The 21,171-nt window shown below is 71.7% G+C and carries 8 protein-coding genes and 1 pseudogene; 2 read left to right on the top strand and 7 right to left on the bottom strand.

Annotation, left to right across the window (positions count from 1 at the left end; translation table 11 throughout):
- Positions 1–93: 93 nt before the first annotated feature.
- The gene (locus POL72_RS07710; protein ID WP_272094381.1) at positions 94–624 is read left to right on the top strand and encodes a GNAT family N-acetyltransferase; all 531 of its coding nucleotides are present in this window, start codon (positions 94–96) and stop codon (positions 622–624) included.
- Between the two features lie 604 nt (positions 625–1,228).
- On the opposite strand, the gene POL72_RS07705 is transcribed toward POL72_RS07710, so the two are convergent.
- The 7 genes and pseudogenes from POL72_RS07705 to POL72_RS07675 all read right to left on the bottom strand — a co-directional run bounded on the left by POL72_RS07705 (position 1,229) and on the right by POL72_RS07675 (position 18,543).
- Positions 1,229–1,963: a DUF7873 family protein gene (locus tag POL72_RS07705; protein ID WP_272094380.1), complete on the bottom strand. Its 735-nt coding sequence runs from the start codon at positions 1,961–1,963 to the stop codon at positions 1,229–1,231.
- Between the two features lie 109 nt (positions 1,964–2,072).
- Entirely contained in the window at positions 2,073–8,114 is a 6,042-nt protein-coding gene (locus POL72_RS07700) for an AAA family ATPase (RefSeq protein WP_272094379.1), read from the bottom strand.
- A 165-nt stretch (positions 8,115–8,279) separates the two neighbouring features.
- A pseudogene (locus POL72_RS07695) lies at positions 8,280–14,307 on the bottom strand (AAA family ATPase).
- Between the two features lie 232 nt (positions 14,308–14,539).
- Positions 14,540–15,142 (bottom strand): hypothetical protein, encoded by a 603-nt coding sequence (locus tag POL72_RS07690; RefSeq protein ID WP_272094378.1) that lies wholly within the window; start codon positions 15,140–15,142, stop codon positions 14,540–14,542.
- A 70-nt stretch (positions 15,143–15,212) separates the two neighbouring features.
- On the bottom strand, positions 15,213–16,277 hold the full coding sequence (locus POL72_RS07685; protein WP_272094377.1) for a hypothetical protein: 1,065 nt from the start codon (positions 16,275–16,277) through the stop codon (positions 15,213–15,215).
- The gene (locus tag POL72_RS07680; protein ID WP_272094376.1) at positions 16,274–17,920 is read right to left on the bottom strand and encodes a FecR domain-containing protein; all 1,647 of its coding nucleotides are present in this window, start codon (positions 17,918–17,920) and stop codon (positions 16,274–16,276) included. The genes POL72_RS07685 and POL72_RS07680 overlap by 4 nt, the downstream gene beginning before the upstream one ends.
- Positions 17,896–18,543, bottom strand: a complete 648-nt coding sequence (locus POL72_RS07675; RefSeq protein WP_272094375.1) for an RNA polymerase sigma factor — start codon at positions 18,541–18,543, stop codon at positions 17,896–17,898. The genes POL72_RS07680 and POL72_RS07675 overlap by 25 nt, the downstream gene beginning before the upstream one ends.
- Before the next feature lie 154 nt (positions 18,544–18,697).
- Here POL72_RS07675 and POL72_RS07670 point away from each other — a divergent pair, with 154 nt between their 5' ends.
- Positions 18,698–20,938 (top strand): DUF3160 domain-containing protein, encoded by a 2,241-nt coding sequence (locus POL72_RS07670; RefSeq protein ID WP_272094374.1) that lies wholly within the window; start codon positions 18,698–18,700, stop codon positions 20,936–20,938.
- Positions 20,939–21,171 lie beyond the last annotated feature (233 nt).

Raw genomic sequence — 21,171 nt, 5'->3', positions numbered from 1 at the left:
ACGGCGCCAAGGAGCATCAAGGCGAGAATCAGGAGACGACCGCGCACGGGGCAGGAAATGGCGAACACGCGGCGGACCGGGTAGGATCGCCGGGTGCCCAGCCTCGACACAGACGACGACGCCCTCCTCTTGACGGAGCGCCTGAGCCTCCGCCCCCACCGGCTGGCGGACGTCCGGTTCATGATGGAGCTGAACTCGGATCCCGAAGTGGTCCGCTACACCGGCGACACCGCGTTCGCGTGCGAGGACGAAGCGCGCGCGGTCGTCGCGCGGCTCGCGCGCCAGTTCGAGGACTTCCGCATGGGCCGGCTCATCGTCTCGGACCGGACGACGGGGGAAAAGCTCGGCTGGTGCGGCCTCAGGTGGCACGACGACCTCGAGGTCGCGGACCTCGGGTACCGCTTCTTCCGGAAGCACTGGGGCAGAGGCTACGCCACGGAGTCGGCCGCCGCGTGCATCCGGTATGCGGTCGAGGAGCTCCGGCTCCCACGCCTCGTCGCGCACGCGATGCTCGAGAATGCCGCGTCGGTCAAGGTGCTGGAGAAGCTAGGATTCTGCCGGACCGGCCCGACCGTGTTCAAGGGGCTCGTGGCCGAAGGGTTCGAGCTCCTCCTGAGGGCCTGAACCGCCGGCGCTCTCGCGCGCTGCGCCCAGCTTCACCCCGCCCCGCGGTCGTCAGCGGCGGAGAACGAGGCGTCGTCGATCGAGCTCCCGCGACCCGAAGGCCCCTGAAATAGGTGAGACCCGGGACTGTGGCCTAGTCCCGGGCCTCGGTTTGCCGCCATCTGCGCACACCCACACGTTTAAGGTCGAAGGTCAGTCCTTACACCGCCGTGTTCTGCCATTGAACTACCGGCCATCACGGACTGCGCGCCGGGGCGGGAGCGCCCCGGCGCCGCGCGAGGCGAGGCGACGCCTCACCTCGGCGCGGGCTGGCCAGGCTGGAATTGAACCAGCATCCGACGATTCAAGCCTCCTCCCGTTCGATTGGGTGATCGGCGGCGAATGCTCGAGCCTGGAGTGAGAGCTTGAGACCATTGAACGGGCCGGCGCTGCCTCTTCCGAGTTGGGCTACCCCGCCGCGAGAGAAGATGCGGTGGCGGGGGCAGGATTCGAACCTGCGCTTGGGCGCCGAGCCCATCAAGCTGAGCTTGAGCTTCAACTTGCACTCCGCCGCCACGATATCGCTCCGGCGGCCGCGGCGCAAGCGCGGCCTGGGCGGCGCGCGTCAGGCGCTGAAGAGGTACCCGAGGACGGCGGCGCCGACCTTCTGCTCCTCGACCGCCTGGTTGTTCGCCTCCTCGCGGGCGAACTTGACCGCCTTTTGCAGCTTCTCCACCCGATCGAGCAGCTCGTTGATGCGCCGCGCCGGCAGCGCGCCCGAGAACTTGACCGTCTTCCAGTAACCGACGACCACGTCCTCGTGATAGACCTCCACCTGCGCCGGGTGTTTGTCCGTCGCCTCGGCCTTGACGTGGTTGCGTGGGATCTTCTTGGTCCGCGCCGTCTGTACCGGCTCCGTCGCCCAGGAGTCCGCGGAGGGATCGAACGTCCAGCTCTCCGACGCGTCGAGCACCGGCAGCTTCTTGATGAAGGTGTTCATGTCGACCAGCTGCTTCTCCAGGAAGAGCAGGTAAGTCACGGGCGCCCCCGTGAGGAGCACCTTGCCGTCGACGACCACGTCCGCGCGGGCCTTGCAGTTCGCGTAGTCCTTGGTGGCCGTGACGTCGAAGAGCTCGCCCAGGATGTCGACGGTGCTCCGGATGATGTCCTCGGCCTTCGCCTGCACCCTCGTCGCCTCGGGCGGGAGCTGCTCGCCCTCCTCGTCCTTCGACCGGTAGGCGCGCGAGATCCCGGAGAGCAGCGCCGGCTTCTGCAGCGCGTGGTGCGCCTCGGTGAGGCGCTGGTGGGAGCGGGCCTTGACGCCCTTCTCGATGGCGATGATCTGGTTCAAGCGAGGCATGGCAGTCTCCTAGGACGACTACCCTATCAGAGGAGCAAAGCGCCTGTCAGCGCCGTCGCGTGAGCGCGCACGGCGGGCTCGGGAAGCGCTGTCGTGAGCGCGTGAGCGCCTAGGCCGATGGGAGCAGAGCCCCTTGGCCATGGGTCGCCGTCTCCGCCTCGGCCGGGCGCAAGGGGAGCTCGACGATGAAGGTGGCGCCCGCGCCTGGCGCGCTCTCGACGCAGATGGTGCCGCCGTGGGAGGTGACGATCCACCGGACGATGTAGAGGCCGAGGCCGAGGCCGCCGAAGTTGCGGACGGAGACGGCGCGCTCGAAGCGCTCGAAGATCCTGGCCTGGTCGGCCTCCGCGACGCCAATGCCGTGATCGCGGACGACGAGCAGCGCGCGGCCTTCCAGGCCGCGCACGACGACGTGAATGGGGGCCCCCGCGCCGTACTTGAGCGCGTTGGACAGGAGGTTGATGAGGACCTGCTCGACGCGAGAAGCATCCCAGTCGCCCACCACGGGCCCTTCCAGGTCGAGGTGGGTGCGGCAGCGGGCGTCGGCGAGCTGCTGGTGCATGCGCTCGACGACCTCGCGCGTCAGGGCGGCCAGGTCGAGGGGCGCGCGCGCGAGGGAGAGGCGGCCGGCGTTCAGGCGGGTGACGTCGAGCAGCTCGTTGACCAGGTGGGCGAGGCGCGCGATCTGTCGGTTGAGGACCTGGATGGCGGCGTCGATGCGCTCCGGAGCGACCTCGGCGCGCTGGAAGCGGGGCAGGAGCCGGGCGAGGAGGTGGGCCTGCATCTTGAGCGAGGTGAGGGGGGTCTTGAGCTCGTGGGATGCGACGAGGAGGAACTCGTCGCGGCGCTCGATCGCCTCCTGGGCCTCGGCGAACAGGCGGCTGTTGTCGAGGGCGAGCGCGGCGCGGCTCGCCAGCTCCTCGGCCAGCCACAGGTCGGCAGGGCCGTAGCGGCGCCGTGGCGAGGTTGCGAGCAGGGTCATGACGCCGAAGCACCGGTCGCGCGCGAGGAGCGGAGCCCGGAGCAAGGAGTGAACGCCGAGCGGCTCCAGGAGGGGCGCGGCGCGGACGTCGCCCACCTCGGGGCGGCTCAGCGACGCCGCCGAGAGCGGCTGCAGCGCGTCCATCACCGCCCCTGCGAGCTCGGCCGGCACCCCCGCGGTGGCCGTGCGCTCCGGAGTGTCCGGATCGAGGCGCACGTCGACCACGCACTGGTCGGCCAGCTCGGGCACGGCGAGCTGCGCGACGCTCTCGAGGGTGGCGCCGTAGCCGAGGGCCATGAGCTTGCGGCTCGCCTCGGCGAGGAAGCGCTCGGCCAGCTCGGCCCGCCTGCGCTCGGTGATGTCGGTGGAGATGCCGCAGATCACGCCGGGCATGACGCTCTCGCCGAGCGGGAACTTGACCGACAGGAAGGTGTGCGGCCCGTCGTCCAGCAAGATCTCCTCCTCGCACTGCAGCGGCTCGCCCGCGTCGAGCACCTTCCGGTCGTTGTCCTGGAGCAGCTCGGCGGTCGCAGCGTGAAAGACCTCGACGTCGGTCTTTCCGAGGAGCCCATGGCGCGGCAGCCCGACGGCGCTCTCCGCGTGGCAGTTGGCAAGCAGATACCGGCCGTCGCGATCCTTGAGGTAGATGGATGCAGCGGAGTTGTCGACGATGGCCTGGAGCGTCGTCTGGTTGGCCTGGAGCTCCCGCTCCGCCCGGCGCCGCTCGGCGTTCTCCTGCTCGATATCGGCGTAGAGCATGGCGTTCTCGAGCGAGATGGCCGATTGCGAGGCGAGCAGCTCGAGCACGGTGAGCCGCCCCGGGGTGAACGCCCCGGTGATGAGCCTGTTCTCCAGGTAGAGCACGCCGAGCAGCCGCGCCTGCCGCACGATCGGGAGGCACAGCGCCGATCCCGGCCCCCTCTGCCTGAAATAGTCGTCCTCCGAGAACGGGTGCCGCCCGGCGGCGTCGTCGAGCCGCACGCGCTCGTGGCTCCGGCGAACGTAGTTGAGGATGGATTGCGGCAGCGCGACCGCCGCCGCCTCGCCCGCGTCGAGCAGCCGCGCGGCGCCGCCGGACGTCGAGGACGTCGAGATCGCCGCCGCGGTCGACAGGCGATCCTCCCGGAGCAGGAGCACGACCCCCTCTCCGGCGCCCGCGTGCTCGACCACGATGCGCAGCAACGTCTCCAGCAGGCGCGGGAGCTTGAGCTCGCCCGAGATGCTCTGAGAGGCGGTGACCACCGACAGGACGTCGAACTGCTCGGCGCGCACGGCGAAGGTGACGGTGGGGGCGATCGGCTTGCGCGGGGCGAGGTAGGGGTAGCGCTGGTCGAGCTGCTCCACCTTGGCGTGAGCGCCCCAGCGAAAGTAGCCGGCGCGGGCCTCTCGCAGGTAGGCGTCGGCGGACGTGAAGAGGCCGCACGCGCGGTAAAACCCCGCGGCGAGCTCGCAGGCGATGGCCTCGTGCTGGACGAAGCCGCCCTCCCGCGCCGAGGAGATGGCTTGCTCGTAGAGCCGCATCGCCTGCGGTTCCTGCCCGCGGAGCCGGGCGATCTCGGCGCGGACCAGGGCGTGCTTGTGGAGGAAGTTCTCGGGGCAGCTCCTGGCCCAGGCGCCGAGCTGCCGCTCGCAGTCGAGCAGCTCGTCCGTGGGCTCCCCCGGCGGGGCGGGGCGCGCCTCGCGAGCCTCGCTGGAGAGGGCCGCGAGCGAGAGCGCGAGGTAATAGGAGCTCTCGGCGACGATGGCGTTCGACTCGACCCTGCAGGGGTGCTCGGCGCGCCCGCGGGTCACCGCGGCGAGCGCCGCTCCGGGAGGGCCGATCAGGAAGCGCGCCTGCGCCTTCAAGTTGTAATAGAGGGCGCGGACGAGCGGGGGATTCCCTTCCTCCAGCGACGCCTCGAAGGCCAGCAGGTCCAGCGCCGAGCCGTCCAGCGCCGAGAGGCGCACCGGCCTCCCGCGCAGCGCCTGGATCATGGCGGAGATGCCGAGGAGGACGCAGTGCGGTAACGCGTAACCGGCCCTGCGCACGAAGCCGAGGCGCTCTTCGACCGCGCGGAGCACGTCTTCCAGCGGCTCCCCGGAGAGCAGCGGGAACACCTCGGCCCACATGCAGTTGTAGCAGGCGTCATTCAGGTTGCCGGACTCCACCGCGGCGCTGAAGCCGGCGCGCGTGTACGGATACGTCTCTCTGTAATGGTGGGTCCAGAAGACGATGTGCTGTCCAAACATGGTGAGCACCACCGATTTGGTGGTGAGCAGGCCGCTCCTCTGCGCCAGGTCGTGACCGAGCTTGCCGAACAGATATCCTTCCTTGTATCGCCCGTACCTCGGGCCGATCACCCGCGCGAAGAAGGTGTACGCGTTGGGGGAGCTGTCGGCGTTGCCGTGGCGCAGGCTGAGCTGGACCATCCGCAGGACGACGAGGTAGTGCAGGTTCGCGTCCATGAAGAACGCGGGGAGGGACACCCCGTTCAGCACGCCCATCGCGCTCTCGATCTCCGGATTCGTCATGCGGGGCAGGTGGATCAGGTCCGCGATCTCGCGAACGCCCAGATCCCGCCAGACGCGCTCGGTCTCCTCGTCGACCTGCGCGTCGCCGGGGCCGAGCGGGAGCGCGATGTCGCAGGCGCGGAGCCACCCGAGCCCGATCTCCACCGCGCGAGCGTGCCGCCCTCGCGTGACGTTCAGCGCGACGGCGAGCTCGACGGCGGCGGCCGTCTCGATCCTGGTCCTCGCGCGCTCCATGAGCTCTTCGAGGAGCCGCTCGGCCTCGTCGAAGCTGCCTGTGATGTACGCGACGTGCGCGCGCTCGAAGGTCAGATCGTAGGTCAGCGCGCGCCGGGCCTCCCAGCGGCCCGGCGCGAGCAGGGAGAGGCCCGCGGCGAAGAGCGCCGCGGCGGACTGGAAGGCCGCGGCGGCCTTGGCCTTCCTTCCGGCGCGGAGGTTCAGCGCGGCGAGCTCGTCGCGCTCGGCCTGGGAACGGAGGAGCGCGGCGCCGCGGTTCAGGTGCCCCACGACGTCGAAGAGCGACGCGTCGCGCTCGTCGGCGCGCTGCGCCTTCACGAGCAGCTGGCCGATCCGGAGGTGCACCTCGGCGAGCTGCTCGGGCGGGATCAGCGAATACGCGGCCTGCTGCACCCGGTCATGGAGGAAGCGATAGCCAGAGCTCCGGCGGAGCAGGAGCACCTCCCGCGCGGCCTCCTCGAGCGCGTCGCGGAGCGCTTCCGCCGATCGGCGCGCGACGATCGCGAGGGTGTCGAGGTCCAGGCTGCTGCCGAGGCACGCGGCGAGCTCGAGCGCATCCCGCGCCGGGATGGAGAGCCGCTTGAGCTTGCCCACCATCAGCTCGACGACGTTGTCGGTGAAGCCCTTGTCGCGGATGGCAGCGATGTCCCAGCGCCATACGCGCTGCTCGGCGTCGAGGGTGATGAGACCTTCCTGGTGCAGCTCGAAGAGGAACTGGAGCACGAAGAAGGGGTTGCCGCCGGTCTTCTCGTGGACGAGCTGCGAGAGCGGCTCCACCTGCGCGTCGGGCGCGTGGACGGCCTCGGCGACGAGCGCGCCGACGTGGGCTGCGGAGAGCGGCGCGAGGACGAGCTCGGAGACGGCGGCGCCGCGCCTCTGCGCCTCGGCGAGCGTGAGCCGGAGCGGGTGCGCGGGGCCGACCTCGTTGTCGCGGTAGGCGCCGATCAGCAGCAGGTGCTCGGTGCCGGTATAGGTGGCGAGCTGCTCGAGCAGGAGGAGGCTGGCGGGGTCGGCCCATTGTAGGTCGTCGAGGAAGAGGGCGACGGGGTGCTCCTTCCGGGCGCAGGCGGCGACGAAGCGCCGGAGCGCAGCGAGCAGCCGGCTCTGCGCCTCGGCGGGGGGAAGCTCGGGCACGGGCGGCTGCGGGCCGAGGAGGACCGTGAGCTCGGGGAGCACGTCGGCGAGCAGACTGGCGTCCTGGCCGAGGGCCTCGCGGAGGCGCTGTCGCCAGCGCTCGACCTGCTCCTCGCTCGCGCCGAGGATCTCCTGCAAGAGCGCCCGGAACGCCTGAAGGAAAGGGAGATAAGGGACGTCGCGCTTCAGCTGCTCGAACTTGCCGGAGAGGAAGGAGCCGCGCTCGCGCACGACGGGCCTGTGCAGCTCGGCGACGAGCGAGGACTTGCCGATGCCCGAGTAGCCCGACACGAGCGCGAGCTCGGGCCGGCCAGCCGCGACCACGCGCTCGAACGCGACGAGCAGCGCCTCGATCTCGCGCTCGCGGCCGTAGAGCCGCTGCGGGACGCGGAACCGGTCGGAGAGATCGCGCTCACCGAGCGCGAAGGGCTCGATGGCGCCGGTCGCCCGCAGCTGGGAAGAGCACCGTTCGAGGTCGTGGCGCAGGCCGAGGGCGCTCTGGTAGCGCTCCTCGGCGGCCTTGGAGAGCAGCTTGAGGACGACGGCGGAGAGCTGCGGTGGAATCGAGGGGACGAGCGCGTGCGGCGGCCGCGGCGCCTGGGCGATGTGGCAGTGCACCCACCCGACGGGATCGCTGGCCTGGAACGGCAGGGCGCCAGTCAGCGTCTGGTAAAAGGTGATGCCAAGGGAGTACAGGTCGGTCCGCTCGTCGATCCAGCGGTTCATGCGGCCCGTCTGCTCGGGCGCCATGTACGCGAGCGTGCCCTCGATGAGCCTGTCGCGGGTGAGGTCCTGGGACTCGCGGGGCAGCAGGCAGGCGATGCCGAGATCGGTGATCTTCACCTCGCCGGTGTCGGGGTTGCAGAGCAGGTTCTGGGGTTTGATGTCCTTGTGGATGATGTGATGGCGGTGCAGCTCGGCCAGCGCGTCGGTCAGGCGGAGAGCGAGGGGGAAGAAGCGCTCGATCGCCATCCCGCGCATCGCGCGCATGGGCCCGTCGCCATCGAGCAGCTGGTCGAGCGAGCGGCCGCCGAAGTCCTCGAGGACCAGCGTCACCTGGTCGCGGAATGGCTCGATCCCATAGGCCTTGATGACGACGGGCGAATCGAGCGCTCTGGCGACCTCGAGCTCGTGCTGGAGCCTGCCGAGGGCGCGGGGGCTCGCGTGGTCGCGCCGCAGGACCTTGAGCACCACCGGTCGGCCGTCCTCCGCGCGCCGCGCCCGGTAGAGGATCGTCTCTGCACCTTGGTGCAGGACCTCCACCACGAGGTAACGCGGACTTTCTGGCATAGGTCGGATCGTCGGCAGCCGGAGCGGCCTCCGAGGCGTCGGCGTCGGGCCTGATGGTGCCAAACGCGCCATGCTTCGCCACGGGAAATGGCGGCGCGTCCTCGCACCGGCTCGCCCGCAGGACGGCGAGTGGACCGGTCGCTCCGAGGGGGCCCGGGTGAGCGCCTACGTGGGCGAGAGGGAGGTGCCCTGGCCGTCTGTCTCCGCCTCGGCCGGGCGCAAGGGGAGCTCGACGATGAAGGTGGCGCCCGCGCCTGGCGCGCTCTCGACGCGGATGGTGCCGCCGTGGGAGGTGACGATCCACCGGACGATGTAGAGGCCGAGGCCGAGGCCGCCGAAGTTGCGGACGGAGACGGCGCGCTCGAAGCGCTCGAAGATCCTGGCCTGGTCGGCCTCGGCGATGCCGATGCCATGATCGCGGACGACGAGCAGCGCGCGGCCTTCCAGGCCGCGCACGACGACGTGAATGGGGCCTCCCGCGCCGTACTTGAGCGCGTTGGACAGGAGGTTGATGAGGACCTGCTCCATGCGAGAAGCATCCCAGTGCCCGACCACGGGCTCGTCCAGGTCGAGCTGGGTGCGGCAGCGGGCGTCGGCGAGCTGCTGGTGCATGCGCTCGACGACCTCGCGCGTCAGGGCGGCCAGGTCGAGGGGCGCGCGCGCGAGGGAGAGGGCGGCCGGCGTTCAGGCGGGTGACGTCGAGCAGCTCGTTGACCAGGTGGGCGAGGCGCGCGATCTGTCGGTTGAGGACCTGGATGGCGGCGTCGATGCGCTCCGGAGCGACCTCGGCGCGCTGGAAGCGGGGCAGGAGCCGGGCGAGGAGGTGGGCCTGCATCTTGAGCGAGGTGAGGGGGGTCTTGAGCTCGTGCGAAGCGACGAGGAGGAACTCGTCGCGGCGCTCGATCGCCTCCTGGGCCTCGGTGAACAGGCGGCTGTTGTCGAGGGTGAGCGCGGCGCGGCTCGCCAGCTCCTCGGCCAGCCACAGTTCGGCGGGGCCGTAGCGGCGCCGTGGCGAGGTCGCGAGCAGGGTCATGACGCCGAAGCACCGGTCGCGCGCGAGGAGCGGAGCCCGGAGCAAGGAGTGAACGCCGAGCCGTTCCAGGAGGGGCGCGGCGCGGACGTCGCCGACCTCGGGGCGGCTCAGCGACGCCGCCGAGAGCGGCTGCAGCGCGTCCATCACCGCACCTGCGAGCTCGGCCGGCACCCCCGCGGTGGCCGTGCGCTCCGGAGTGTCCGGATCGAGGCGCACGTCGACCACGCACTGGTCGGCCAGCTCGGGCACGGCGAGCTGCGCGACGCTCTCGAGGGTGGCGCCGTAGCCGAGGGCCATGAGCTTGCGGCTCGCCTCGGCGAGGAAGCGCTCGGCCAGCTCGGCGCGCTTGCGCTCGGTGATGTCGGTGGAGACGCCGCAGATCACGCCGGACATCACGTCCTCGCCGAGCGGGAACTTGACCGACAGGTAGGTGCGCGGCCCGTCCTCCATGAACAGCTCTTCCTCGAACTCGAGCGGCTCGCCCCTGTCGAGCACTTGCCGGTCGTGCGCGTCCAGCGCCTCGGCGCGCGCGGCGGGCAGGAGCTCGGCGCTGGTCTTTCCGATGATCTGATCGAGCGGCCTGCCGAGGGCGCGGCTCACCCCGCGGTTGGCGAGCAGGTGCCGGCCCTCGCGATCCTTGAGGTAGATGGCCGCCGCGGAGTTGTCGATGATGGCCTGGAGCGTCTTCTGGTTGGTCTGGAGCTCCCGCTCCGCCCGCCGCCGCTCGGCGTTCTCCTGCTCGATATCGGCGTAGAGCATGGCGTTCTCGAGCGAGATGGCCGACTGCGAGGCGAGCAGCTCGAGCACGGTGAGCCGCCCGGGAGTGAACGCCCCGGCCACGAGCCGGTTCTCCAGGTAGAGCACGCCGAGCAGCCGCGCCTGGCGCACGATCGGCAGGCACAGCACCGACCTCGGCTTCTTCCGCGTGAAATACTCCTCTTCCAGGAAAGGGTGCCGCCCGGCGGCGTCATCGAGCAGCACGCGCTCGTGGCTGCGGCGAACGTAGTTGAGGATGGATTGCGGCAGCGCGGCCGCCGCCGCCTCGCCCGCGTCGAGCAGCCGCGCGGCGCCCCCGGACCCGGCGATCGCCGCCGCGGTCGACAGGCGATCTCCTCGGGCCAGGAGCACATAGCCTTCCTCTGCGCCCGCGTGCTCGATCACCGTGCGCAGGAGCATCTCGAGCAGGCGCGGGAGCTTGAGCTCGCCGGAGATGCTCTGAGAGGCCTTGACGATGGACAGGACGTCGAACTGCTCGGCGCGGACGGCGAAGGTGACGGTGGGGGCGATCGGCTTTCGCTCGACGAGGAAGGGATAACGCTGGTCGAGCTGCTCCACCTTGGCGTGGGCGCCCCAGCGGAAGTAGGCGGCGCGGGCCTTCTGAAGATGGGCGTCGGCGGCCGTGGCGAGGCCGCGCGCGCGGTAGAACGCCGCGGCGAGCTCGCAGGCGATGGCCTCGTGCTGGACGAAGCCGCCCTCCCGCGCCGCCGACGCGGCCTGCTCGTAGAGCCGGGTCGCCTCCGGTTCCTGCCCGCGGAGCCGGGCGATCTCGGCGCGGACCAGGGCGTGCTTGTGGAGGTAATTGTCGGGGCCGCTCCTGGCCCACTCGCCGAGCTGCCGCTCGCAGTCGAGCAGCTCGTCCGGCAGCTCCCGCTCCGGCGACGGCGGCGCCTCGCGCGGGCTGCGCGCGTCGTGCGCATTGCCGTCGTCGACGAGCGCCGCGAGCGCGAGCGCGTGATAATAGAAGTCCTCCGCCACGAGCGCGTGCGGCTCGGTCCTCCAGGGCCTGTCGACGATCACCCGGCGCGTCGCCTCGCACGCCTCCGCGGGGGAGCCGAGCAAGAACAGCCCCTGGGCCTTCAAGCTGCAATAAAAGCTGAGCACGCCGCCCATGTCCCCGGGAGGCAGCCGCGCCTCGAACGCGCCCGGATCCAGCTCGGATCCATCCATCATCGGGAGCCGGGCCGGCCTGCCTCGCAGCGCCTGGACAAGCGCGTAGGCGCCCAGGAGGATGTTGTAGACGAACTCGTATCCGGTCTTGCGCACGAAGCGGAGGTGCTCCTCGACCTCGCGGAGGACGTCCTCCAGCGGCTCGCCGGCGAGCAGCGGGAACAGCGGGGCCCAGATGCAGAGGAAGCACGCCTCGTTCAGGTTGCCGGTCTCGACCGCGGCGTTGAAGCCGGCGCGCGTGTACGGATACGTCTCTCGGTAGTGGCGCTTCCAGAAGATGATCAGATTACCGAACAAGGAAAAGACCATGGCCTTCATGGCGAGGAGGTTGTCCCTCTCCACCAGGTCATGACCGAGCTTGCCGAACAGATATCCCTCCTGGTACCGCCCGTATTTCGGGCCGATCACCTTCGCGAAGGCCGCATACGCGTGGGGCGAGCTCGCGGCATTCCCGTGCTGCAGGCTGAGCTTCACCATGCGCGCGACGACGAGGTAGTTCAGGTCCGGGTTCACGAAGTACGCGGGGACAGACACGCTCGCCAGGACGCTCATCGCGATCTTGCACGTCGGGTGCGTCATGGGAGGCAGGCGGATCAGGCCCTCGATCGCCCGGTCGCCGAGGGCCTTCCAGACGCCCTCGGTCTCCTCCGCGAGCCGCGCTTCGGTGAGCGGGATCGACAGGTCCACGTCGCAGGAGCGGAGGAACGAGAGCCCGATCTCGACCGCGCGGGCGCACTGCCCGCGGGTCACGCTCAGGGCGATGGCGAGCTCGACGGCCGCGGCTCGCTCGGCCTCGGTGCTCGCGTGATCCATGAGCTCTCGCAGGAGCCGCTCGGCCTCGTCGAAGCCGCCGGTGATGTACGCGGCGTGCGCGCGCTCGAAGGTCAGATCGTAGGTCAGCGCGTGCCGCGCCTCCCAGCAGCCGGGCGCGAGCAGGGAGAGGCCCGCGGCGAAGAGCGCGGCGGCGGACTGGAAGGCCGCGGCGGCCTTGGCCTTCCTGCCGGCGCGGAGGTTCAGCGCGGCGAGCTCGTCGCGCTCCGCCTGGCAACGGAGGAGCGCGGCGCCGCGGTTCAGGTGCCCCACGACGTCGAAGAGCGCCTCCTCGCGCTCGTCCGCGCGCTGGCCCTTCAGGAGCAGCCGGCCGATGCAGAGGTGCACCTCGGCGAGCTGTCCGGCGGGGATCAGCGCATGGGCGGCCTGCTGCACCCGATCGTGGAGGAACCGGTAGGCGGCGCCCCGGCGGAGCAGCAGCCCCTCGCGCACGGCCTCGGCGAGCGCCTCGCCGAGCTCGGCTGCAGGGCGGCTCGCGACCAGCGCGAGGGTGTCGAGGTCCAGGCTGGCGCCGAGGCAGGCGGCGAGCTTGAGCGCGTCCTGCGTCGGGACGGGGAGCCGCTTCAGCTTGCCCACCATCAGCTCGACGACGTTGTCGGTGAAGCCCTTGTCGCGGATCGCGGCGATGTCCCATTGAAAGGCGCCGGCCTTCGCGTCGAAGGCGATGAGGCCTTCCTGGTGCAGCTCGAAGAGGAACTGGATCGCGAAGAAGGGGTTGCCGCCGGTCTTCTCGTGGACGAGCCGCGCGAGCGGCTCGGAGCGCTGGGCCGCGGCGTGGACCGCCCCCGCGACGAGCGCCCCGACGTCGGAGGCGGAGAGCGGCGCGAGGACGAGGTCGCTGAAGGTCGCGCCGCGCTTCCGCGCGTCGGCCAGCATGAGCGGCAGCGGGTGCGCCGGGCCGACCTCGTTGTCCCGGTAAGCGCCGATGAGCAGGAGGTGTCCGGTCTCGGTGTAGGTGATGAGCTGCTCGAGCAGCTGGAGGCTCCCGGCGTCGGCCCACTGGAGATCGTCGAGGAAGAGCACCATGGGGTGCTCCTCCTGGACGCACGCCGCCACGAAGCGCTGGAGCGCCGCATGGAACCGGTGCCGGGCCTCGACGGCCGGGAGCTCGGGCACGGGCGGCTGCGGGCCGAGGAGCAGCGCGAGCTCGGGGAGCACGCCGGCGAGCAGCGCGCCGGTCGAGCCGACGGCCTCCCGGAGGCGCTGCCGCCAGCGCTCGAGCTCCTCCTCGCTCACGCACAGGATCTCCCGCAAGAGCGCCCGGAACGCCTGGAGGAAGGCGTGGTAAGGGACGTCGCGCCTCAGCTGTTCGAACTTGCCGGAGAGGAAGAAGCCCCGCTCGCGCACCACCGGCCCGCGCAGCTCGGCGACGAGCGACGACTTGCCGACACCCGAGTAGCCGGACACGAGCACGAGCTCGGGGCGGCCGCTCGCGACCGTCCGGTCGAACGCGGCGAGCAGGTCCCTCAGCTCGCGCTCGCGGCCGTAGAGCCGCTGCGGGATCTGGAACCGATCGGAGAGATCGCGCTCGCCGAGCGGGAAGGGCGGAATCGCCCCGCTCGCTCGCCACCTGGCGGAGCACTCGTCGAGGTCGTGCTGCAGGCCGAGCGCGCTCTGGTAGCGATCCTCGGCGGACTTGGAGAGCAGCTTGAGGACGACCGCCGACAGCTGCGGGGGAATCGAGGGGACGAGCGCGTGGGGTGGGGATGGGCGCAGGGCGACGTGGCAATACACCCATCCCACGGGATCGCTCGCCTGGAAGGGCAAGGCGCCGGTCAGCAGCTCGTAGAAGGTGACGCCGAGGGAGTACAGGTCGGTCCGCTCATCGGTGGGGCGGTTCATCCGGCCCGTCTGCTCGGGCGCCATGTACGCCAGCGTCCCCGCGATGAGCCCGTCGTGGGAGAGGTCGTGGCATTCGCGGGGCGAGAGGCAGGCGATCCCGAGGTCGGTGATCTTCACCTCCCCGGTATCGGGGTTGTAGAGCAGGTTCTGGGGCTTGATGTCCCTGTGGATGACGTGGTGTCGATGCAGCTCGGCGACCGCGCCCGAGAGGCGGAGCGCGAGGGGGAAGAAGCGCTCGAGCGGTGTCGGCCCCTGGATGAGCCGGTCGAGCGAGCGGCCGCCGAAATCCTCGAGGACCAGCGTCATTTGGTCCCGGAACGCCTCGATCCCGTGGGCCTTGACGATGGCCGTCGAGTCGAGCGCCCTGGCGACCTCGTGCTCGTGGCGCAGCCGGCCGAGGGCGCGGGGGCTCGCGTGGTCGCGCCGCAGGACCTTGAGCACCACCGGCCGGCCGTCCTCCTCGCGCCGGGCTCGGTAGAGGATCGTCTCGGGCCCGTCGTGCAGGACCTCGATCACGACGTAGCGTGGACTATCGGCCATAGGGGGATCTTCGAAGGCCGACGCGGCGGCCTCCGAGGCGTCGAGCGTCGGTGCATGTTGCCAAACGCGCCGCGCTCCGCCATGGAAAATGGCAAAGCGCCGTCGCGCCCGCTCGCCTGCGACGACGAGGGGAAGCGAGGGAATTCGCCGAGGATCCGCCGCCGCCTGCCGCGCGGGCGCGCTGTGCTGCTCCTCCGGGAGCCTGACGGCGAGCCGCCGTGTGACCGTGGAGCTATGTGCCGCAGCGCTGGACCGTGTAATCGCCGTCGACCGGCCAGTTCTCGTCGCCCGCGCCCCGCACCTTCACGAACAGCGAGGTCTCGTCGCTGCTGACGATCTCGAGCGTGCCCTCATGGCCGGGACCCGAGCCGCTCGCGCCACCGCAACCGGAGAAGATCACAGTTTTGGAGAAGGGGATGTGCATGGCGGAGAGATCGATGAGACCTGGCTCGTTGAGCTCGGGCGGAATCATCAGGATGAATTGCCAGGTACCTGCCTTGTCACAGTCGACGCCGGCCTCGAGATCGAGCACGGGCTGGGCGCACTGCTCGACAGCGTTGCTGAAGTACAGGACGAGTGCGTCCGGGGTCTCCCAGGGCGGTGGACTGCCCGTGAAGTAGAGGGAGCCGGGGACCACGTCGCTGCCTCGCAGCGCGATGACGTGGACGGCCGAGGCGCCGTCGTCCACGTCGTCTACATCGTCGTCGTCCACCTCATCGCCGTCGTCGGGCACCATGGGGGCCGGGGGGCTCCCCCAACCCCCATTTTGAATGGGATTGAAGACGATCTCTTCACATCCGCTGTTCATCACCGCCATCGCTCCGAGGACCATCATCCATCGTTTCATTCGAACGACCTCCAGGCCAGGCTCCAGAGGTGAAGTCCCTCCGGCGCGTGACGGCGGCTCATAAAAGCAGATCGAGCTCGATGCCGGCTGAAGAGAGGATGAACGGTTTGCCCCAGGTCGCTGTCTCCTGCTCGACGAAACGGACGGAGACACCCTGGACGAGCACGCTGGCGAGGGCGTCGGCGCGCAGCCGGAAGGTGGGAGTCAGGGCGAAGGAGAGGCCGACGCCCGCGAAGGGGCTGGCGGCCACCGCGGCGGATGCGCTCGAGCGGAAGCCTTGGCTGGACACCCCCGAGCTCCAGAGCAACACGGCCGAGAAGCCGAAGTCTGCCGAGGCCGTCCACGGGCTGTCGCGCGGGGCCAGCTGGAAGCGCGCTCCCCCGCCGGCGAGCAGGACGGAGAGCTCGGCGGTGCCTTGCGATCGCTCGATCTGGTGGGCGCTGATCGGGATCGCGGCGAACGCGATCGCGCCGACGTGCTCGCTCGGCATCCAGGAGAGGCCGACATCGACGCTGACCTCCGCGCCGAAGCCGCCTGGGCTCAGCAGCACGCCGGGAGCGAGGGAGAGCCGGAGCGCCGGCGACGGCCTCTGGGCCGGCGCGGGCGGCGTGTCCGGCGCGCGCACCCGCAGCTTCTCGCGGATCTCGGGCGTCGCGGGCACCTCTCCGGGCGGGGGCTCGGGCAGGCCGACCTCGAGGAGGCTGGCGCGCAGGAGCTCGACGGCGCGGAGCGCGAGCGCCGCGTCGCGGTCGGGCGTGCCGCCGTCGTCCGCCATCTCGCGGAGGACGGTCTTGCCGGTCACCCGATCGGCGATCCAGATCTCGACGCCGCGCTCGGAGGGGACGGCGCGGATCGCGGCGATGGCGCCCACCTCGCGCGCCGAGGCCTCGAGGGACGCGCGCGACGCCGGCTCGGTCGCGGGGTCGAGGCGCTCCGCCCGGAAGCCCAGCGACTCGATCTCGGCCACGATCCGCAGGCCGAAGCGATCGCCGGGGGCGCAGAGGACAGCGATGGTCGAGGGGGCTTCGGTCCGGGCCTCGTCGGCGCGCGCGCCCTCCGGGAGCGAGGCCCCGGCGGCGAGCGCGGCCCCGGCGAGGAGGAGCGTCGCGGAGCGGCGTCTCACGGCGCCGGAGGCTCGGCGGCAGGGCCCGGCTCGCCGGGCGAGCCTCCGGGGGTGACTGGCCTGCCTGGCGAGCCTCCGGGGGTGACTGGCCTGCCTGGCGAGCCTCCGGGGGTGATCGCCTTCGCGCCGCGCGCGAGCACGTGCTTCGCGTACCCCGCGTGCGAGCCGCTCGGATGAGCGGCGAGGTACTGCTCGGCCGCCCTCCGGGCGCCCGCCTCGTCGCCCCGCCTGTCCTCCGCCTCGACGAGGCGCCCCGCGGCGTCGGCGGCGAACGGGCCCGCCGGCTGCTCGCTCAGGTACCGGGCGAACCAGCCTGCGGCGGCCGCGTGGTCCTTGCTCTGGTCCTGGGCGATCCTCCCCAGCATGAACGCGGCCGACGCCGCCTCGGGCGAGCCAGGGAACCGGGCGCGGAGGGAGGCGAAGGCCTGGGCGGCGCGCGCCGGGCTCCCACCGAGCCGGGCGGCGTCGCCGAGCGCGCGCAGATCGCTCGCGCTCGCTGCATCGCAGAGCGCGTCGAAGCCGTCGCCCTCCGCGGCGGCCAGGGCGTCCCTGTACCTGGCCTCGAGGGCCAGGGCGCGCCACGACGACGCCTCTCGGCGCGCGGGCAGGGGAGCGACCGAGCCCCCGCCGCCCGCTCGCCCTTCCAGCGCGGCCGTCCCCGCTCCCGGGGCGCGGGCGGTCGCGAAAGGCCCGCTCGTCGAGGGCGCCGCGCTCGGAGCGGCCGCGCTCGTGGCCGCCGCGCTCGGAGCGGTCGCGCTCGAGGGCGCCGCGCCTGGAGCGGCTTCGCTCGGGGCAGGCGCGCCTGGAGCGGCCGCGCTCGAGGCAGGCGCGCCCTGGGGGACCGCCGTCGAGGTGAGGCCCGAGGCGGCGTCGATCGAGCCCACCGCGAGGGTGTTCGTCGCGGCCGAGATGGTGAGCCGCTCGCCGGCGCGGACGGCGCGCGCATCACCCACCACCGGCCCGGAGACCGTGATCACCCCCTCGCGCAGCGCGACAACGAGCTGCTCGGTCTCCGGGTCCCAGCGGGTCTCGAAGCGCGTCCCGATCACGTGGACCTGGAACGGCCCGACCCGCACCGTCCAGCGCGCGCCCTCGCGGTGGACGACCGAGAGATCGAGCGCGCCTCGCTCGAGGGAGAGCTCCGCGCCGTCCGCGTCCACCGAGGCGACGCGGGCGCGCCCCCCGGGCGCGAGGCGGAGCAGCGAGCCGTCGGAGAACCGGATCGGCAGCTCCGCCGTGGTCGGCGCGGCGATCCACGCGCCGACGACCCCTGGCTCGGCCGTCCCGAGCTCGAAGCGCATGGGAGCGCGGGGGCGCGCCACGAACGCCACGGCGAGCGCGGCGACGACCAGCGCCGCTGCCGCCAGCGAGACGGCGCGCCGCGCCGCGAAGGGCCTTCCGGGCGCCGGCAGTCCGGGGCCGCTCGCCGCGCCGTCGCCGCGGAGCCTCGCCAGCCGCGGCGCTCCGGGGGACCCGCGGCGGAGCCCCGATCCACGAGCGGCTTGCTCCGTATCGGGCAGCCGCGCCGCCGCGAGCAGCCGCGCTCGCCCGCGCTCGCGATCGAGCCGCGCCGCCGGCGTCCGGTTTTGCAGCTCGGCCACGTGCCGCCCCAGGGCGGTCAGCGGGCGCTCGGATTGCCCCACCGGGTACCTCCATCGAGCCACGCCTCGAGCGCGGGTTGCTTGCGGGCTTCGGCCTCGAAGCGGGCGCTGGCGCGGGCGAGCCGCCGCTTGATCGTCGCGAGCGAGGTCTCGCACGCCGCGGCGACCTCGGTGAGCTCCATCCCGTCGATGAACCGGAGCGCGAAGGCGATGCGCTCGTCCACCGGGAGCGCGTCGAGGACCGCGTAGGTCGCGCGCAAGGCGTCCAGCACGTCGCCCGACGCCGCGCCGGACTCGACCTCGGGCAGCTCCTCGCTCGGCAGGAACCAGAGCCAGCTGCGCCGCTTCCTGCGGGTGATCGACGATCGCGCCACGTGCACGGCGATCATCGTGAGCCAGCCCTTGAGCGCGCTCGGGTCCTCCAGGCCCGGCAGCGAGCCGAGCGCGCGGACGAAGACGTCGTGGTGCAGGTCGGCCAGGTCGTGGCTGAAGCCCAGCAGCCGGTAGAGCACCCGGTGGACGTGATCCGCGAACCGGTCGTAGAGCGCGGCGCGCGCCCCCGGGTCGCCCCGCCGGAACGCGTGCACGAGGGCCGCGTCGTCGCCAGCGAAGGCCCGCTTCGGGGCGGGCGGCGGCGGTCGGACGAGCTTCAAGGGGCGGGTCAAACGGGGCTCCTCCGCTGAAGTCCCGCGAGGGGAGGCTCACGGCTCAGGGGGTCGCGCGATCGTCCCCAAGGCCGGAGAAGAGCCCACGGCACCACCTTTGCTTGCGAGGCCGTCACGCCCCGGGCCGAGGGGCACGCTTCGAAAGGGGAGCACGATGCGCAACCTGCTTCTTCGCCTTCACGTCGTCCCGATCCTCGTCGCCCTCGCCGCCGGCTGTTCGGGCGAGGGGAGCCAGCCCGCGCCCGGCGCCGACGGCACCCAGCTGCCGGGCACGGAGCTCGGGCCCGAGCAGCAGGCGGAGCTCACCGCGCTGCTCGCCGAACAGGAGGCCTCGGCGAGCATGGCCGCCGAGGACTTCGCCTCGCGGTACCCCGTCCCCTTCGCGTCGGGCCTGTCCTATGCGCCGGCGGAGGCCGCGGGCCTCTCGCTCCTCCAGGGCACCGCGCTCGCCCTCGACGAGGGCGAGCTCGCGAAGCTCTCCGAGAACGGCTTCGTCATCTCGAGCAAGAAGTCCTTCCCGACCTTCGCCTACGGCTACAGCAGCATCTACGCGCTCGACCTGCCGCTCTACGTGTCCGCGGACTCGATCCTGTTCGCGGTCCACCGCTCGTACGACGCGATCCTGAAGGCGGTGGAGCACGCCTCGCTCGCGCCCGAGCTCGGGACGATGCTGAAGCAGATGCGCGCGCGGCTCGCCGAGGGCGCCGGAGCAGAGCTCGGCGCCGAGGCGCGCGCGGACGCGGATCTCTTCACGGCCGTCGCGCTCGCGCTGCTCGAGGGCGCGCCCGTCGCCCCCGTCGCGGGCGCCAGCGCCGCGGCGATCGACGAGCTCGTCGCGGGCGCCGAGGCCCACGACGGCATGGCGGCGGTCCGCCTCTTCGGCTCCGAGCGGCTCATGGACTTCTCGCAGTTCGAGCCCCGCGGCCACTACGCCGAAGAGCTGTACCCCGAGCTCGCGCGCTACTTCCGCAGCATGATGTGGCTCGGCCGCGTGGATTTCCGCTTCCTCGAGACCCAGCAGGACGGCACCCAGCGCTTCCAGCGGCGGCACCTCGAGGGCGCCTACGTGCTGCGCGCCCTGGCCGACGCGGAGACCCTCGCGCGCTACAAGCGCATCGACGACGCCGTCCAGGCCTTCGTCGGCGAGAGCGACTACATGACCCTGCCGGAGCTCGACGACCTGCTCGCCGACCTCGGCCTCGGCGACGCCTCCGGCCTCGCCGGCGTCCCGGACGCGCGGATCGCCGACGTGATCGTGAAGGAGGGCTACGGGACGCAGCGGATCTCGAGCCACATCATGATCAACGGGCTCGGCAAGGGCACATTGCCCCTCTCGTCGAGCTTCGCGCTGCTCGGCCAGCGGTACGTCGTCGACTCCCACGTCTTCTCGAACGTGGTCTTCGACCGGGTGCAGGGCGGCGCCGTCAAGCGCATGATGCCGAACCCGCTCGACGTGGGCTTCGCCGCGCTCGGCAACGATCAGGCGGGCCAGCTGCTCGCCCCCGAGCTCGGGCAGTTCGGCTACGCGCCCGATCTGCACATGATGCGCGTGCTCGTCGACGCGCACCCCGAGGACTTCTGGGGCAAGAACCTCTACAACCGCTGGCTCGGCGCGCTGCGGGAGCTGTCGCCGGCGCGGGCGATCGGCGACGGCGAGGGGCTGCCCGGCGTGACGAAGACCGAGGCGTGGGGCCGTCGCCTGCTGAGCACCCAGCTCGCCTCCTGGGCCGAGCTCCGCCACGACACGCTGCTCTACGCCAAGCAGTCGTACACGGGCGGGGACACGTGCGAGTTCCCGGACGCGTACGTCGACCCGTACCCGGCGTTCTACACGCGCATCGCCGAGCTGGCCGAGCACGGCGTCGAGATCGTCGGCGCGCTCGATCTGTCGAGCGCGCCGCAGCTCGGGGAGAGGGTGTCGGCGTACTTCTCCCAGCTCCACGACGTCGCGCGGACGCTCGGCGAGATGGCCGCGAACGAGCGCGCCGGCCTCCCCCTCACCCAGGAGCACCTCGATTTCATCAACCAGGCCGTGAAGGTCCAGCCGCAAGGGTGCGGTACGCCCTATGTCGAGGGGTGGTACATGCAGCTCTTCTTCGACCAGATGAAGAGCCTGGAGCAGGATCCGACGATCGCCGACGTGCACACCCAGCCGACCGACGAGGGCGGCGCGCCGGTCGGCCGCGTGCTGCACGTGGGCACCGGCCTGCCGCGGCTCATGGTCGTGACGGCCGATCCCTGCGGCGGCGCGCCTCGCGCGTTCGTGGGGCTCGCCTCGTCGTACTTCGAGGCCGTCACCGAGGACTTCGAGCGGATGGACGACCAGCAGTGGGCCCATACGGTCCTGAGAACGACCCCCGACGTGCCCTGGATGACGGACCTCGTCTCTCGCTAATTCCGGCGATGCAGCGCTCGGCGCTGGCGATGGCGGTCCCCTGAATTCGTGCCGAGTCGTGCCGACTTGTGCCGACCAGGGCCCGCCGCGCGCCAGCGGGATCATGGTGCTCGATCGACCCCGCCAGCCTCCCCCGTCAGCCTCCTGAACGGACCGCCTTCATGCGCTTGTCGCCATTTCGATCTCGCGCTGGGGGCAAAGCTCGCGGAGTATCCCGCCGATCTCCTGCTTCG

The sequence above is a fragment of the Sorangium aterium genome (assembly GCF_028368935.1).
Taxonomy (GTDB): Bacteria; Myxococcota_A; Polyangia; order Polyangiales; family Polyangiaceae; genus Sorangium; species Sorangium atrum.
Note: the sequence above shows the minus strand (reverse complement) of the source record. Positions and strands in the feature narration are given on the sequence as shown.